This window comes from Variovorax ureilyticus (genome assembly GCF_050632185.1).
Lineage (GTDB): Bacteria > Pseudomonadota > Gammaproteobacteria > Burkholderiales > Burkholderiaceae_C > Variovorax > Variovorax ureilyticus_A.
In genome coordinates, this window is the sequence record NZ_CP192579.1 from 1,280,551 (window position 1) to 1,296,032 (window position 15,482).

The window sequence follows — 15,482 nt, forward strand, 5'->3', positions numbered from 1 at the left end:
AAGAAAGTGAAAGAGTCCATCGCCATTCATGTATTGCTGATCGAGGACGACGATGACGTACGACAGAGCACGGCACAGGCGCTCGGCCTGGCCGGTTTCGAGGTCGAGTCATTTCCCAGCGTCGAACGGGCACGCGCGCACATCAGTTCCGGCGCCCCTGTCGTCGTGGTCTGCGACGTACGCTTGCCTGGATCGAGCGGAGTGGACTGGCTGCTCGAAATCCGCGCCATCGACGCGGAACTGCCAGTGATTCTTGTCACGGGTCACGGCCACATCGCGATGGCTGTGCAGGCGATGCGCGAGGGGGCATACGACTTTGTCGAGAAACCCTTCACGTCAGAACGCCTGATTGCCACGGTGCGCCACGCCGTGGAGCGACGGCAATTGACGCTGCAAGTGCGCGCGCTGCGCGACGCGCTCGACAACTGGAGCGGCATCCAGAGCGTACTGATCGGGCATTCCGCGCAGATGCAGCAAGTCCGCGCGACGGTCATGACCTTGGCCGGAACATCGGCGGACGTTCTCATTTACGGCGAGACCGGGACCGGCAAGGAACTTGTCGCGCGCTGCCTTCACGACTACGGCGATCGGCGGCACAAGCACTTCGTGCCGCTCAATTGCGGCGGACTGCCCGAAGCACTCGCAGAGAGCGAACTCTTCGGGCACGAAGCGGGCGCTTTCACGAGTGCGAACCGAATGCGAGTCGGCAGGTTCGAGTACGCCCACGGCGGTACGCTGTTTCTCGACGAGATCGAAAGCATGCCGATGGTCGTGCAGATCAAGCTGCTGCGGGCGCTGCAAGAACGCAGCATCGAGCGCATCGGATCCAACAAGCCCATCCCCTTCGATTGCCGCGTGGTGGCCGCCAGCAAGGAAGACCTCAAGTCGCTGAGCGACCAGCAGAAGTTCAGGGCCGACCTGTACTACCGCATCGGTGTCGCCGTGATCGAGCTGCCGCCGCTGCGCGAACGTCGCGAAGACATCCCGCTATTGTTCGAGCACTTCACGCTGCTCGCGGCCAGCCGATATGACCGCGCGGCGCCGCTGTTGAGCAGCGCCCAGTTGAGCGACCTCATGGCGTACGCATGGCCTGGCAACGTGCGCGAACTGCGCAACGTGGCCGATCGGTTCGTCCTGGGCCTGCTGGGGGAACGTCTCACCCAGTTGCGCGGTGCGGGAGAGGCGCCGGACGGACTTCCTCGCGGCCTGCCGCAGCAGGTGGAGTCCTTTGAACGTGCGGTCATCCTCGAGGCACTTCGACGGCATCGTGGAGATCAGACCGCGACCGCCACCGCGCTTGCGATTGCGCGCCAGACGCTGTTCGACAAGCTGCGCAGGTTCGGCATCTCCGCGGACGAGTTCAAGTAATACGATTCACTCCTTCCTTACCCCATCCCACCCACTTTGCTCGCCGGATCGGAAAGCATCGGCTCGTTTCACAAGACTGTGCATCTCGGCGGCCGCATGCACGGTCATCGGATGGGGCGTGAAACCCTGCCTGGGAGAGATGTAGACCGCCATCTCGCGGGCAAGCTCCAACTGACGCTCTGGCGCCTGTGCGAGAAGGGCTATCACGATGTTCTCCAGCGCGATGACGCGAACGCGCAGTTGTACCAACTCGGCGTCGCTCAAAGGCGGGCTGATCTCTGATTCGTTCTCAGGGGCAAGATTTGCATGGATGCCCGACGCCTTCACCTTGCGATCACCCTCCCTTCCGGCGGAGACCGTTTGACGTTGATGTGAGCGATCTTTAGAGTCTGGCTTCTTGTCAGGCATGGAGAACTCCGGCCACGAGCTGTAAATACTCAAGTTTGGCCTAGTGCGCGCCGCTTGTGCAATCGATGGCCCGAGCGCCATCGACCTTCGCAAGGTTCGCGTCTGGACCAGGATCAGAAAGAGCCGTCATGCACACCTTCCGCATCTACCGCTACGACCCGGACCTTGATGTCAGGCCGAGAATGCAGATCTTCGAAACCGAGGTCGGGGATGGGGAGCGGATGTTGCTCGACGCACTCATCAAGCTGAAAGCCATCGATCCGAGTCTGAGCTTCCGGCGCTCATGCCGTGAAGGCATCTGTGGCTCGGATGCCATGAACATCAATGGCAAGAACGGACTCGCATGCCTGACCAACATGCGCTCGCTTCCGCGAACGGTGGTCCTGAAGCCGCTGCCCGGCCTCCCGGTGATCCGCGACCTGATCGTGGACATGACGCAGTTCTTTGCGCAATACCACTCGATCAAGCCCTACCTCATCAACGACGATCCACCGCCCGATCGCGAGCGGCTGCAGTCTCCTGCGGCACGCGATGAACTGAACGGTTTGTATGAGTGCATCCTGTGCGCCTGCTGTTCGACCGCTTGTCCGAGCTTCTGGTGGAATCCCGACAAGTACGTAGGACCCGCGGGTCTGCTGCAAGCCTACCGGTTCCTCGCCGACAACCGCGACCAGGCGACCGAAGAGCGCCTTGACAACCTTCAGGACCCTTACCGCCTGTTCCGCTGCAGGGACATCCTGAACTGCGTCGACGTTTGCCCCAAGGGTCTGATCCCTGCTGCGGCGATCGGGAAGATCAAGCAGATGATGGTGCGCCGAGGTATCTGAAGCCATCGCGACAGAACCAGAAACTTGCTTTGACCTGCGGCGGGTGGCCATCGAACTCGCAGAGCAAGGGAACACCCGTTGCCCGCATGCGAGGAATCGATCAGCATCTGGTTTTCCTCTGACCTGACAGGCCCCATGAAACTCACCGTCGAAACCACCGTCTCCGCCCCCATCACCCAAGTCTGGAGCGCCTACACCACCCCCGAAGACATCAAGCAGTGGAACGCTGCGTCCGACGATTGGCACACCACGGCGTCCGCGGTGGACTTGCGCGAAGGCGGGGCCTTCTCGTCGCGCATGGAGGCCAAGGACGGCAGCATGGGCTTCGACTTCGCCGGCATCTACACGAAGATCGTGCCGCAGGCCCTGATCGAATATTCCTTTGGTGACCGTACTGCGCAGGTCGAGTTCATCGATGGCCCCGATGGCGTCAAGGTGCGCGTGGCTTTCGATCCCGAGACGACCTTTCCGGTCGAGCATCAGCGCCAGGGGTGGCAAGCGATCCTGGACAACTTCGCGCGGTACGTTGAGAAGAACAAGCCGTAGGCGGCGTTCTGCTCGACCCTAAAGGTCAGCCAGCATCCCCGTCGACGTCGCCTCCGCCGCCAGCTTGCCCTGCGGGTTGTAGAGCGAGGCTTCGAGAAAGGCGACCCGCTTGCCGCGCCGGATGATGCGTGCTTCCGCGCGGCCCTCGCCGGGGCCGACCTTTTCGTAGAAGCTGACCTTGATCTCCAGACTGAAGACGGTCTGTTTGTGATCGGACTCGTGCATCACGGCATGCGCCATCGCCGCATCGAGCCACGCGGTGATGAAGCCGCCTTGGGCGATCGTCCCGTTCGTGTGGCAGTACTCGCGCCGAATCGTGAAGGCGGCGCTCAGCACCTTGCGTTCGGGGTCCCATCCGGTTACGTGGAAATTGCCCATCGATTCGCTCAGCGCTTTGCCTGAGCGGATGCGTTCGTCGAGATCGTCGTTCATGGAGGTGTTTGCTGTTGGATGTGTCTAGCGCCTGACCGCGCGCTTGAGGTTGGCGCGCGCGGCCGCTTCGAAGCGTTCGCGCATCGGTGCAGTGAGGTACAGCGGATCGCGCGCGAGAAAGCCGGCGAGGATTTCGCGGCGTCGTGTTTCGAAGACCTCGGCCGGCACATGCGCGTATTCGATGCGGATCTGCCTTTCGTATTCCGCGAAGCGATCGGCCGGTGCGCCGAGGATCGCGAGGTCGATGTCCACCAGAAGCCGCGCATCCGCCCCGACGGGCTCCGCATCGTGGCGGGTGGCCATCACGAGCGCGTGCACGCGGTCGGCCGCGTCGGGCGCGGCGCCAGCGCCCTGCATCGCGCGCCGGGCCCATTCGGCGCTGCGTTCCTCGTTGTCATGCCGGTGCACGTCGTAGATCGCGTCGTGAAACCACAGGGCGAGCGCGACTTCGGCCGGGCGTTGCGCGTTGTCGCGGTGCGTCTCCAGCAGTGCGAGGCATTCGCCGAGATGCTGGAGCGTGTGGTAGGCGCGATGCGCCTCGCAGTGCGCGGCCAGCAGTTCGTCCTGCAGCGCCTCATCGGGCGATCCGATGCCGAGCGTGCGCCAGGCCTGGACCCACGAGCCGTACAGCGCGGCTTCGTCCATCAGTTCTCCATCGCGGCGCGCACTTCGCGGCCGAGCTCGATCACCGACATCGCGTAGTAGCTGCTCCAGTTGTAGCGGGTGATCACGTAGAAGTTCTGCGTGCCGGCCACGTAGCTCGGCGGGTCGCCGCCGTTCTGCAGTTCGATCAGCGCGAGCAGGCCCTTGAACTGCAATGCTTCGCCCTGGAGCACCGCGCCGCCCGCGACGAAGGCGTCGGCGCTGAAGGTGGGCACGATGTCCGGGCCGAGCAGCACCCCCTTCTGCAGTCGCGATTCGTCGAAGCTCACCGGGAAGATCGGCGGCATGCCGGGTTGCCAGCCGAAGGCCTTGAAGTAGTTGGCCACGGAGCCGATCACGTCGACGGGATTGTTGACGAGGTCGATGCGGCCGTCGCCGTCGTAGTCGACCGCGTACTTGGCGATGCTGCTGGGCATGAATTGCGGCATGCCCATCGCGCCGGCATAGCTGCCGAGCGGGAGCAGCGGGTTTTCGTTGGTGCGGCTTTCGGTGCTGAGGAAGCTTTCGAGTTCGGCGCGGAAGAAGGCCTGCCGCTCGCTGGCGCGCGGATGTTCCTGCGGAAAGTCGAAGGCCAGCGTGGCGAGCGCATCGATCACGCGGAAGCTCCCCATGTTGCGCCCATAGATGGTTTCGACGCCGATGATGCCGACGATGATTTCGGCCGGCACGCCGAACTCCGCTTCGGCCCGCGCGAGCGTGGCCGCGTTATTGCGCCAGAAGCGGGCGCCGGCCTGGATACGCACCGGATCGATGAAGCGGCTGCGGTAGGCATACCAGTTCTTCGGTGTGCCGGTGGGCGCCGGCAGCATCAGGCGCGGCACGTTGGGTAGAAGCTTGGCGTTGCCGATGGTGGTGCGTACCCAGACGCGGTCGAGATTGCGGCGCGCGGCGATTTCATCGGCGAACTGCATCGCGTCTTCGCGGGTTGAATACGGGATGCCGCGCGAAGGCGCATTGCGCTTGTCAGGCGCCGCCTGCGCAGTGGACGGCGTGCAGGGCAGGAGGGTGGCGGCGCAAAGCAGGGCCGCGAAGAGTGCGTGGGAAAGCGCAGAGGGTAGGGGGCGTGGCATCGCGTGGATTGTGCCGTCCGCGCGGCACGCCTCGGATGAAGGTCACATGTGGTTTCAGCGCGGCCGTTCAGTGCGGCCAGGCGATCCGGCGGAATTCGGCGCGCAGCGCCGGCAGCGCGGCCGCCGGTGATTTCGCGTAGCGCTGGGCTTCGAGGCGCAGCAGCCAGTCCTGCGCCGCCTGCGCCTCGGTGCCGAAGCGCTCGGCGAGGCGCGCGGCCATCTGGCGCGGCGGCGTGGCCTCGGGCACGTCGATGCCGGCTCGCTTGAGGCGCGCGCGGGCCTGCGCGAGCAGGCGCAGCCACGGGTCGTGCTGGCTGCGTTCCCACAAGGTCCAGCCGGCGCCCGCGAGGCTCGCGACGACCAGGAGAACGAGCAGCACGAGGATGAGGTCCTGCAGGCTCGGCGCCTCGAAGCCGATGTTCTTGAGCAGGTTGAGCTGCCGGCTCTGGGTGTAGTTGAGCACCCACTGGTTCCAGCCGTTGTTGATCGCTTCCCAGGTGGCGCGCAGGTTGATCGCGAGCGACGGCGTGATCGCCTCGAACGCCTCGGTGATGATCCCCGGCTTGGTCGCGAGACGGCGGAACTGGCCGACGCGGTCGGGCGAGATCGCGCCCGTGGGATCGACGCGGGTCCAGCCCACGCCTTCCTGCCACACCTCGGCCCACGCGTGGGCGTCGCTGTGGCGCAGCACCCAGTAGTTGTCGACCGCATTGAGTTCGCCGCCCTGGTAGCCGGTGACGATGCGCGCGGGAATGTCGAGCGCGCGCATCAGCACCACGAAGGCCGAGGCGATGTGCTCGCAGAAACCGGCCTTGGTGTCGAACCAGAACACGTCGGCGGTGTCGTCGCCGTAGACGCCGGGTTCGAGCGTGTACGAATAGCCGCCGGTGCGAAGCCGCTGCAGTACGTTCTGCACCAGCGCGTGCGTCGATGCGCCGGCCAGCGCCGGGTCGCGGCGCATTTCGGCGGCGAGCTCGACGGTGCGCGGGTTCGTGCCCGGCGGCAGCGCCACGTAGGCCTGCATCGCACGGGTGCGGCGCAGGGGGCCGTACTGGAACTGGGTGAAGCTTTCGGCGCGATAGCGCACGAGATCGCCGAAGGGACGGCTTGCGAGCCATTGCAGATCGGAGGTGCCGAGCAGCGTGTATTCCGGCAACTCCGGCGCATGGGGGTGGCTTCGAGCGTGAGGAGCCACGGCCGGTTGGACGGTTCGAGCGTGACTTCGTAGCCCACCGGCGCTCCGCGCGTCTGCAGGCCCGGCACGGCCTGTTGTCCCAACGCGGGCGCAGCCTTCCATTCGCGGCCGTCGAACTGCGAGAGCACCGGGCCGCGGAAGTAGAGGCTCGATCGCGCCGGGATGCGGTCGCCGTCGAACTTGACGCGCGCGGCAATGCCGTCGTCCATCGCGAGTTCCGCGACGGTGCCGACGCGCATCGTGCCCGACAGGCCGGTTCGCCCGGCCATCGCGTCCCCCGGCACGCCCCAGAGCGGCGCCGGGCGCGGGAACAGCAGGAAGAGCACCACCATGATCGGCGCACCCAGCAGCGCCATCGACCCGGCGGTGCGGGCCGCCTGTGCGAGCGGCGGCCGGCCGACGGGCATGTGGGCGTTGACCAGCGCGGTCAGCAGCCCCAGCAGCGCAAGCAGGATCGCGAACGCGGTCGGCAGCGATTGCGAGTAGAAGAAGTTCGTGAGCATCGTGAAGAAGCCCAGGAAGAAGATGACGAAGGCGTCGCGCCGCGCGCGCAACTCCAGTGTCTTGAGCGCGAGCAGGATCACGACGAGCGTCACGCCCGCATCGCGGCCGAGCAGCGTGCGGTGCGTCGCGTAGGTGGCGATCAGCGTGATCGCGAGCAGTGCGACGCGCCACCATTTGCTGGGCAGCGGCCTGGCCTGGACCGCGAGCGCGCCGCGCCAGACCAGCACGATGGCCGCGAGCAGGCTGCACCACCAGGGCAGGTTCGGCACCTGCGGCAGGAGGATGAGGCCGATGACCGACAGCAGGAAGAGGGTGTCCCGCGCGTCCCTCGGCAGGGCTTGGAGCTTGCTCAACATAGCGCCAGAACTTCCAGGCATTGCCGCTTGTGCGCCTCGCCCAGCGAAGGCTCGACGATGCGACCGCCCGCACGCAGGCCGTAGTCCACGCCGAGATGGTCGGCCATCAGCACCCAGGCGCTAAGGCGCGACAGGCGCGCTTCGGCGTCGGCCAGGCCGGTGTGCTGCGCGTCGAGCCAGAGCTGCGAGCGCTGGGCCTGCAGCGTGTCGCGGCTGACCAGTTCATCGGAGCCGGCGGCCTGCGCCTGCGCGGCGCGCTTCCACACGACGAGCTTGAGCGAATCGCCCCGGCGGTAGGCGCGCACGCCGTCGTATTCGCCCGCAATGTGCGCGCGCATCGCGATGGCGGCGCTCGGGCCGGCCAGCGGCTCGGCTTCGGGCAGCGGTGGCGGGTTCGGTTCGGGCGCGGGGTAGACGAGCACCTGCGCGGCGGGCCGCCAGATCGACCAGACGCGGAAAGTGCCGAGCGGAAAGCGCGTTTCCGCCGTCAGCGTGGGCACCGCATGGAGGCCGCGCCGCTCGGGCTTGAAGGCGACTTCGACTATGGCGCTGCCTTGCGCCGGCACGTCGCTCCATGACCATTGCCCGCTGCGGTGCACCGCGAAGCCGATGCCGTAGCGTGTGCTGCGGCGGGTGTTGGTGAGCACGATGCGGAACACCGCGGCCGACCCGGCGTACTGCGGCTCGGGCGGCATCAGCCGCATCGCGAGCCCGCGCAGGGTGCCGTGGCACACGTGCATGCCGACCGCCACGCAGCCCGCGAGCAGGAAGGTCAGCAGGTAGCCGAGGTTGAGCTGGTAGTTGATCGAACCGACCAGCAGGAGCAGCAGGGTCGCCGCCAGCATCCAGCCGGCCCGGGTCGGCAGGATGTAGACGTTGCGCTGCGTGAGCTCGAGCGTGTCGGATGGCGCGCGGCGCGACAGGAACCACTGGTCGATGCGGGACCGCAGCGGCGCGAACGGATGCGCGACCCACCTGCGAGCGGGCGCCGGCGAGCTCACGGCAAGGGCACCGCCGCGATCATGGCGCGCACCTGCTCGACCGCGCCCCGGCCCGCGTCGCCGACCGGCGTGAGGCGGTGGGCGATGGTCTGCGGCAGCACCGCCTGCACGTCGTCGGGCGCCACGTAGTCGCGGTTGGCGAGCAGCGCCTGCGCCTTGGCCGCACGCAGCACCGCGATGCCCGCGCGCGGCGACAGGCCCTGCAGGAACCAGCGGCCGGAGCGCGTCGCGGCGATCAGGTCCTGCACATAGTTGAGCAGCGGCTCTGCCGCGTGCACCTGCAGCACGCGCTGCTGCAGGGCGGTGAGCTCGCCGGCGCTGAGCAGGGCCGGCAGGCCCGCGAGCAGGTCGCGGCGGTCGGCGCCGGCCAGCAGTTCGCGTTCGGCCGCACGGTCGGGGTAGCCGAGCGAGATGCGCATCAGGAAGCGGTCGAGCTGCGATTCGGGCAGGGCGAAGGTGCCGAGCTGTTCGTGCGGGTTCTGCGTCGCGATGACGAAGAAGGGCGTCGGCAGCGGGCGGGTCTCGCCTTCGACGGTCACCTGCTTTTCCTCCATGGCTTCGAGCAGCGCGCTTTGTGTCTTGGGGCTGGCGCGGTTGATCTCGTCCGCCAGCAGCACCTGGGCAAAGATCGGGCCGGGGTGGAAGACGAAGCTTTGCTTGCCGCGGTCGTAGATCGCGACGCCCGACAGGTCGCCGGGCATCAGGTCGGCGGTGAACTGCACCCGCGAGAACTGCAGCCCGAAGGTGTGCGACAGCGCGTGCGCCAGCGTGGTCTTGCCGACGCCCGGTACGTCCTCGATCAGCAGGTGGCCGCCGGCCAGCAGGCAAGCCACGCAGTCGCGCACCTGGGCCTCTTTGCCGACGATCACCGTGTTAAGCTGCCCGAGCAAACTGGCGAGCTTCGCGGCAACGTCCATTTTTGTATCCATATGCAAACCATACCCTAAGCCTCGCGGCCCCTGTGGCGCAAGGCCTTGGCGAAGAACGACCATGGGCAAAACAGGCTATTTCACACACCGCGACTGCTGGAGACACGAGATGGGACCGGGGCATCCGGAATGCCCCGCGAGGCTCGATGCCATCGAGGACCGGTTGCTCGTCACCGGTGTCGGCGACGCACTCGAACGCGGCGAGGTGCCGCTGGCCACGCTGCCGCAGATCACGCGCGCGCACAGTGTGGCGCACATGGAGCATCTCGAAACGCTGAGCCAGCGCCTCATCGAGGACGAGCCCGCCGGCGGACCGGATCACGCGCAGATCGATCCCGACACCTCAATGAACCGCTTCACCGTGCTGGCCGCGCGCCGTGCCGCCGGGGCCGCCATTGCGGCGACCGATGCGGTGATCGCCGGCCAGGTCGACAACGCCTTCTGCGCAGTGCGGCCGCCGGGCCATCACGCCTGCCGCGACAAGGCGATGGGCTTCTGCTTCTTCAACAACGTTGCGATCGCTGCGCGGCATGCACTCGAGCAGCACGGGCTCGAACGGGTCGCGATCGTGGATTTCGACGTGCACCACGGCAACGGCACCGAGGACATCCTCAGCAACGACCCGCGCGTGGTGATGGTGGGCATCTTCCAGCACCCGTTCTATCCGTACAGCGGCACGGACCATCCGGCGCCGAACATGCTCAACGTGCCGGTGCCGGCGTACACGCGCGGCATGGACGTGCGCGAGCTGATCGAGGCCTGCTGGATGCCGCGGCTCGAAGAATTCAAGCCGCAGATGATCTTCGTGAGTGCGGGCTTCGACGCGCATCGCGAGGATGACCTCGGACAGCTCAAGCTCAACGAGAACGACTTCGGCTGGATCACCGGCCGCATCGTCGATGTGGCCCGCCGCCATGCGCAGGGCCGCATCGTCTCAACGCTCGAAGGCGGCTACAACCTCGATGCGTTGGCGCGCAGCGTGGAAGAACATCTGAGGGTGCTGGCCGATTTGTAGATCGATGGATTTCAGCGCCTTTACCCAGAAGCTCAGTGAGATCGAGGCGCGCAGCCTCTGGATCGAATTCGCCATCCTCGTCGTCTGCGTCGCCCTGGCGTGGGGCGTCTGCCGCTGGTTCGGACGCGACCAGCCGAAGGATTCCATCTGGTTCGGCGCGCGCATCTTCGACGGGCTGCTGTTTCCGCTGCTTGCATTGCTCTTCACCGATCTCGCCCGGCGCGGCGTGCTGACCTTCCAGCCGGTGCTGTTGCTGCGCATCGCGGTGTCGGTGTTCATCTCGCTGGCGGTGATCCGGTTCTTCGCGCGGGTGCTGCGGGCCGTGTTTCCGGCGTCTGCGATGGCGCGGCTGGTGGAGCGCACCATCTCGTGGATCGCATGGATCGGCGCGATCCTCTGGATCGTGGGATTGCTGCAGCCAGTGCTCGCGGAACTCGACGAGATCACGCTCGCCTTTGGCCGCACGCGCGTGAGCCTGCGCACGATCCTCGATGGAACGCTGTCGGCGGGCCTGGTGCTGGTGGTCGCGCTGTGGATCTCGTCGACGATCGAGAAGCGCATCCTGCGCGAGGCGGTGAACGACCTTTCGATGCGCAAGGTGGCGTCGAATGCGATCCGCGCCTTCCTGCTGCTGATCGGCCTCTTGTTCGCGCTGTCCGCGGTCGGGGTCGATCTGACGGCGCTGTCGGTGCTCGGCGGGGCGCTGGGCGTCGGCCTCGGCTTCGGCCTGCAAAAGCTCGCGGCCAACTACGTGAGCGGCTTCGTCATCCTTCTGGAGCGTTCGATTCGGATCGGCGACAACGTGCGGGTCGACGGCTTCGAGGGGCGCATCACCGACATCAAGACGCGCTACACGCTGGTGAGGGCGGGCAACGGGCGCGAGTCGATCGTGCCGAACGAATCGCTGATCACGAGCCGCGTGGAGAACCTCTCGCAGGCGGATCTCAAGTTCAATATCCAGACGAACATCGTCGTCGGCTACGACAGCGACGTGGGGCAGGTGCAGTCCATTCTCCTGAACGCGGCCAAGGCGCAGGCGCGGGTCATTGCCGACCCTGCACCGGTGGCCTTCCTGCTGAACTTCGTGCCCGACGGATTGGAGTTCAACCTCAATTTCTGGGTATCCGACCCCGACAAGGGGCGGGACAACCTTCGCTCGGCGATCAACATCGCCATTCTCGAGGGGCTGCGTTCGGCGGGTATCACCATCGCCAACCCGCAGCGGGTGGTTCGCGTCGCATCGTTACCTTCTGATGCTTCGCCTTTGCCAGATGCCCATCTATAATTACGAAAAAAGCACGATCGTTCGATTTTTCCTCCGCGCCTGCTTTCGCAGCGCACCCCCTGATTGAAATGAACACTTCGCGCAGCGCCCGGTGCCTAAAATCGTCGGTTGCCCTGTACATCCCCCGGTTTCGCAATTCAATGGAGTCAAGCCAATGAAGATCCTGGTCCCCGTCAAGCGGGTCGTCGACTACAACGTGAAGGTGCGCGTCAAGTCCGACGGCACCGGTGTGGACATTGCCAACGTCAAGATGAGCATGAACCCGTTCGACGAGATTGCCGTCGAAGAGGCGGTTCGGCTGAAGGAAAAGGGCGTGGCGACCGAAATCATCGCCGTCTCCTGCGGCGATGCGAAGTGCCAGGAGACGCTGCGCACGGCGATGGCGATCGGCGCGGATCGCGGCATCCTCGTGGAGACCGCCGAAGAACTCCAGCCGCTGGCCATCGCCAAGCTGCTCAAGGCGCTGGTCGACAAGGAACAGCCCCAGCTCGTCATCCTCGGCAAGCAGGCCATCGACGACGACAACAACCAGACCGGCCAGATGCTCGCTGCCCTGGCCGACCTGCCCCAGGCCACCTTTGCCAGCAAGGTCGAAGTCGCCGGCGACAAGGTCAGCGTCACCCGTGAGGTCGATGGCGGCCTGGAAACCCTGTCCCTCACGCTCCCGGCGGTCATCACCAGCGACCTGCGCCTGAACGAGCCGCGCTACGTGACCTTGCCCAACATCATGAAGGCCAAGAAGAAGCAGCTCGACACGGTCAAGCCCGAGGACCTCGGCGTGGACGTCAAGCCGCGCCTGAAGACCCTGAAGGTCGCGGAGCCCCCGAAGCGCGGCGCCGGCATCAAGGTGCCCGACGTGGCCACGCTGGTGGACAAGCTGAAGAACGAAGCCAAGGTGATCTGAGGAAGACTGTCATGACCGTACTTGTTATTGCCGAACACGACCACGCCACCCTCAAGCCGGCGACCCTGAACACCGTGACTGCAGGGATTGCCTGTGGTGGTGATGTCCACGTGCTGGTGGCCGGTGCCAATGCTGCCGAAGCCGGCAAGGCCGCTTCGCAGGTCGCAGGCGTTGCCAAGGTGATCGTGGCCGACAGCCCGAGCCCGGCGGAGAACCTCGCCGAGAACGTTGCCGCCCAGGTCCTCGCCATTGCCAAGAACTACAGCCACATCCTGTTCCCGGCGACTGCCAACGGCAAGAACGTCGCGCCGCGCGTGGCCGCCAAGCTGGATGTGGCCCAGATCAGCGATATCACCAAGGTGGACAGCGCCGACACCTTCGAGCGCCCGATCTATGCCGGCAACGCCATTGCCACCGTGCAGAGCAGCGATGCGATCAAGGTGATCACGGTGCGCACGACCGGCTTTGACGCAGCCGCCGCCACGGGCGGCAGCGCCGCCGTCGAGAACGCGGAAGGCGTCCAAGACAGCGGCAAGAGCGCGTTCGTGGGCCGCGAAGTGACCAAGAGCGACCGCCCCGAACTGACGGCCGCCAAGATCATCGTCTCGGGCGGCCGGGCGCTGGGCAGCTCGGAGAAGTTCAATGAAGTGATGACGCCGCTGGCGGACAAGCTCGGCGCCGCGCTCGGCGCCAGCCGCGCGGCCGTGGACGCAGGCTACGCCCCGAACGACTGGCAGGTGGGCCAGACGGGCAAGATCGTCGCCCCGCAGCTGTACATCGCCGCGGGCATTTCCGGCGCGATCCAGCACCTGGCGGGCATGAAGGACTCCAAGGTGATCGTGGCGATCAACAAGGACGAAGAGGCGCCGATCTTCTCGGTGGCCGACTACGGCCTCGTGGCCGATCTCTTCACGGCTGTGCCGGAACTCGTCAAGGCGCTCTGATCCATCCGCAGATCGCTGTTTGAACCCAGAAGGGGCATCGTTCGCGATGCCCTTTTTCACGTCGGTTCGCATCAGGCCCGAAGGCCGCAGGAGATAACCATGAGCTACACCGCTCCCATCAAGGACATGCTGTTCGACATCGAGCACCTCGCGAACATCGCGCAGGTTTCGCAGATGCCGGGCCTCGAGGACGCCGGCCTGGAGACCGCGCAAGCCGTGCTCGAAGAGTGCGCGCGCTTCAACCAGGACGTGATCGCTCCGCTCAATGTGGAAGGCGATCGCAACCCTTCGTCGTTCAAGGACGGCAAGGTCACGACCACGCCCGGCTTCAAGGAAGCCTTTGCGCAGTACGTGGCGGGCGGCTGGCAAGGCCTGCAGCATCCCACGGACTTCGCCGGCCAGGGCCTGCCCAAGACGATCGGGGCGGCCTGCGTCGAGATGCTGAACTCGGCCAACATGAGCTTCGCGCTGTGCCCGCTCTTGACCGACGGTGCCACCGAGGCGCTGTTGACCGCGGGTTCGGACGAGCTCAAGGCGACCTATCTCGAAAAGCTCGTGACCGGCCAGTGGACCGGCACGATGAACCTGACCGAGCCGCAGGCCGGCAGCGACCTCGCGCTGGTGCGCAGCCGCGCCGAGCCGCAGCCCGACGGCACCTACAAGGTCTTCGGCACGAAGATCTTCATCACCTACGGTGAGCACGACATGGCCGAGAACATCGTCCACCTCGTGCTGGCCCGCGTGAGCGGCGCACCCGAAGGCGTGAAGGGCATCAGCCTGTTCGTGGTGCCCAAGTTCCTCGTGAACAAGGACGGATCGCTCGGTGCGCGCAACGACGTGCACTGCGTGAGCATCGAGCACAAGCTGGGCATCAAGGCCTCGCCGACGGCGGTGCTGCAGTACGGCGACCATGGCGGCGCGATCGGTTACCTCGTGGGCGAGGAAAACCGCGGCCTCGAGTACATGTTCATCATGATGAACTCGGCCCGCTATGCAGTGGGCATGCAGGGCATCGCGATCGCCGAACGCGCGTATCAGCATGCGGTGGCCTATGCGAAGGAGCGTGTGCAGAGCCGTCCGGTCGACGGTTCGATCAACGCGAGCGCGCCGATCATCCATCACCCAGACGTGAAGCGCATGCTGATGACGATGCGCGCCTATACCGAGGGTTGCCGCGCCATGGCGATGACGGCGGCTGCGGCCTACGACGCGGCGCATCATCATGCCGATGCCGAGGCGCGCAAGCAGAACCAGGCCTTCTATGAATTCCTCGTGCCGCTGGTCAAGGGCTACAGTACCGAGATGAGCCTGGAGGTGGCGTCGCTCGGCGTGCAGGTGCACGGCGGCATGGGCTTCATCGAGGAAACCGGTGCGGCGCAGTACCTGCGCGACGCCAAGATCCTGACGATCTACGAAGGCACGACCGCGATCCAGGCGAACGACCTCGTGGGCCGCAAGACCGCGCGCGACGGCGGACAGGTCGCGAAGGCGATCGCCGCACAGATCGAGAAGACCGAGGCCGAACTCGCCAAGCGCGACAGCGCCGATGCGAAGGCCGTGGCGAAGCGCCTGAAGGCCGCACGCGAGGCCTTCCTCGACGTGGTCGGCTTCGTCGCCGGGCAGACCAAGGCGTCGCCCAACGCGGTGTTCGCGGGCAGCGTGCCTTACCTGATGCTCGCGGGCAATCTGGCGGCGGGCTGGCAGCTTGGGCGCTCGCTGCTCGTGGCCGAGGACCTCGCGAAGGCGGGCACCGACGTGCCTTTCATGAAGGCCAAGATCGCGACGGCGCGCTTCTATGCGGAGCACATCCTGAACAGGGCCCCCGGCCTGCGCGACAGCATCGTCGATGGCGCGGACAGCGTGACCGCGCTGGCGCTCGAAGCCTTCTAGATGTCGCTCGCCCCCAGGCTTGCCCGCTTCGCGTGGCCGCCCACCCCCGACCGGGGGCAACACCAGCGGCCCGGCAGAGCCGGCTCCGCGGTGTTCCCCGCAAGGGCCCCGCTTCGTTGACCGTTTCTTGCCAATTCCTTTCAAT

14 protein-coding genes and 1 pseudogene are annotated in these 15,482 nt (G+C 66.2%); 8 read left to right on the forward strand and 7 right to left on the reverse strand.

All coding sequences use genetic code 11. The features are described 5' to 3' along the window. The first annotated feature begins 6 nt into the window (after positions 1–6). Positions 7–1,368 (forward strand): sigma-54-dependent transcriptional regulator, encoded by a 1,362-nt coding sequence (locus ACQ858_RS06325; protein ID WP_431275899.1) that lies wholly within the window; start codon positions 7–9, stop codon positions 1,366–1,368. Between the two features lie 6 nt (positions 1,369–1,374). Here the strand turns inward: ACQ858_RS06325 and ACQ858_RS06330 are convergent, their stop codons facing one another. Beyond that, positions 1,375–1,776: a hypothetical protein gene (locus ACQ858_RS06330; protein ID WP_431275900.1), complete on the reverse strand. Its 402-nt coding sequence runs from the start codon at positions 1,774–1,776 to the stop codon at positions 1,375–1,377. Between the two features lie 128 nt (positions 1,777–1,904). On the opposite strand from ACQ858_RS06330, the gene ACQ858_RS06335 reads away from it, so the two are divergent. Then, positions 1,905–2,603, forward strand: a complete 699-nt coding sequence (locus ACQ858_RS06335; protein WP_431275901.1) for a succinate dehydrogenase iron-sulfur subunit — start codon at positions 1,905–1,907, stop codon at positions 2,601–2,603. 135 nt (positions 2,604–2,738) lie between these two features. Next, entirely contained in the window at positions 2,739–3,149 is a 411-nt protein-coding gene (locus tag ACQ858_RS06340; protein WP_431275902.1) for an SRPBCC family protein, read from the forward strand. Between the two features lie 18 nt (positions 3,150–3,167). Here ACQ858_RS06340 and ACQ858_RS06345 read toward each other — a convergent pair whose 3' ends face one another. The 6 genes and pseudogenes from ACQ858_RS06345 to ACQ858_RS06370 all read right to left on the reverse strand — a co-directional run bounded on the left by ACQ858_RS06345 (position 3,168) and on the right by ACQ858_RS06370 (position 9,287). Further along, positions 3,168–3,581 carry a PaaI family thioesterase gene (locus tag ACQ858_RS06345; protein WP_431275903.1) on the reverse strand — a complete coding sequence of 138 codons (414 nt, stop codon included), beginning with the start codon at positions 3,579–3,581 and terminating at the stop codon, positions 3,168–3,170. Between the two features lie 24 nt (positions 3,582–3,605). Beyond that, positions 3,606–4,226 carry an HD domain-containing protein gene (locus tag ACQ858_RS06350; RefSeq protein WP_431275904.1) on the reverse strand — a complete coding sequence of 207 codons (621 nt, stop codon included), beginning with the start codon at positions 4,224–4,226 and terminating at the stop codon, positions 3,606–3,608. After that, positions 4,226–5,314, reverse strand: a complete 1,089-nt coding sequence (gene mltB, locus ACQ858_RS06355) for a lytic murein transglycosylase B (RefSeq protein WP_431275905.1) — start codon at positions 5,312–5,314, stop codon at positions 4,226–4,228. The genes ACQ858_RS06350 and mltB overlap by 1 nt, the downstream gene beginning before the upstream one ends. Before the next feature lie 67 nt (positions 5,315–5,381). Further along, positions 5,382–7,369 (reverse strand): annotated as a pseudogene (locus ACQ858_RS06360) (transglutaminaseTgpA domain-containing protein). After that, entirely contained in the window at positions 7,363–8,370 is a 1,008-nt protein-coding gene (locus tag ACQ858_RS06365) for a DUF58 domain-containing protein (protein WP_431275906.1), read from the reverse strand. Before ACQ858_RS06365 ends, ACQ858_RS06360 begins: the two are co-directional and overlap by 7 nt. After that, positions 8,367–9,287: an AAA family ATPase gene (locus ACQ858_RS06370; protein ID WP_431275907.1), complete on the reverse strand. Its 921-nt coding sequence runs from the start codon at positions 9,285–9,287 to the stop codon at positions 8,367–8,369. Before ACQ858_RS06370 ends, ACQ858_RS06365 begins: the two co-directional genes overlap by 4 nt. Positions 9,288–9,360: 73 nt before the next feature. Between ACQ858_RS06370 and ACQ858_RS06375 the strand changes: the two genes are divergently transcribed. The 5 genes from ACQ858_RS06375 (at position 9,361) to ACQ858_RS06395 (ending at position 15,337) form a co-directional block, all read left to right on the forward strand. Next, a complete protein-coding gene (locus ACQ858_RS06375) occupies positions 9,361–10,314 on the forward strand; it encodes a histone deacetylase family protein (protein WP_431275908.1) in 954 nt (317 codons plus the stop codon). Between the two features lie 4 nt (positions 10,315–10,318). Continuing rightward, positions 10,319–11,599 (forward strand): mechanosensitive ion channel family protein, encoded by a 1,281-nt coding sequence (locus ACQ858_RS06380; protein WP_431275909.1) that lies wholly within the window; start codon positions 10,319–10,321, stop codon positions 11,597–11,599. Between the two features lie 154 nt (positions 11,600–11,753). Continuing rightward, positions 11,754–12,503: an electron transfer flavoprotein subunit beta/FixA family protein gene (locus tag ACQ858_RS06385; protein WP_431275134.1), complete on the forward strand. Its 750-nt coding sequence runs from the start codon at positions 11,754–11,756 to the stop codon at positions 12,501–12,503. An 11-nt stretch (positions 12,504–12,514) separates the two neighbouring features. Further along, entirely contained in the window at positions 12,515–13,447 is a 933-nt protein-coding gene (locus ACQ858_RS06390) for an electron transfer flavoprotein subunit alpha/FixB family protein (RefSeq protein ID WP_431275910.1), read from the forward strand. Between the two features lie 99 nt (positions 13,448–13,546). Then, positions 13,547–15,337 carry an acyl-CoA dehydrogenase gene (locus ACQ858_RS06395; RefSeq protein WP_431275911.1) on the forward strand — a complete coding sequence of 597 codons (1,791 nt, stop codon included), beginning with the start codon at positions 13,547–13,549 and terminating at the stop codon, positions 15,335–15,337. Positions 15,338–15,482: the final 145 nt, after the last annotated feature.

Coding starts and splice junctions, on each gene's coding strand:
- ACQ858_RS06370 (WP_431275907.1), bottom strand. CDS start 9,287: ATGGACGTTGCCGCGAAGCTCGCCAGTTTGCTCGGGCAGCTTAACACG.
- ACQ858_RS06380 (WP_431275909.1), top strand. CDS start 10,319: ATGGATTTCAGCGCCTTTACCCAGAAGCTCAGTGAGATCGAGGCGCGC.
- mltB (WP_431275905.1), bottom strand. CDS start 5,314: ATGCCACGCCCCCTACCCTCTGCGCTTTCCCACGCACTCTTCGCGGCC.
- ACQ858_RS06375 (WP_431275908.1), top strand. CDS start 9,361: ATGGGCAAAACAGGCTATTTCACACACCGCGACTGCTGGAGACACGAG.
- ACQ858_RS06335 (WP_431275901.1), top strand. CDS start 1,905: ATGCACACCTTCCGCATCTACCGCTACGACCCGGACCTTGATGTCAGG.
- ACQ858_RS06340 (WP_431275902.1), top strand. CDS start 2,739: ATGAAACTCACCGTCGAAACCACCGTCTCCGCCCCCATCACCCAAGTC.
- ACQ858_RS06385 (WP_431275134.1), top strand. CDS start 11,754: ATGAAGATCCTGGTCCCCGTCAAGCGGGTCGTCGACTACAACGTGAAG.
- ACQ858_RS06390 (WP_431275910.1), top strand. CDS start 12,515: ATGACCGTACTTGTTATTGCCGAACACGACCACGCCACCCTCAAGCCG.
- ACQ858_RS06330 (WP_431275900.1), bottom strand. CDS start 1,776: ATGCCTGACAAGAAGCCAGACTCTAAAGATCGCTCACATCAACGTCAA.
- ACQ858_RS06395 (WP_431275911.1), top strand. CDS start 13,547: ATGAGCTACACCGCTCCCATCAAGGACATGCTGTTCGACATCGAGCAC.
- ACQ858_RS06350 (WP_431275904.1), bottom strand. CDS start 4,226: ATGGACGAAGCCGCGCTGTACGGCTCGTGGGTCCAGGCCTGGCGCACG.
- ACQ858_RS06345 (WP_431275903.1), bottom strand. CDS start 3,581: ATGAACGACGATCTCGACGAACGCATCCGCTCAGGCAAAGCGCTGAGC.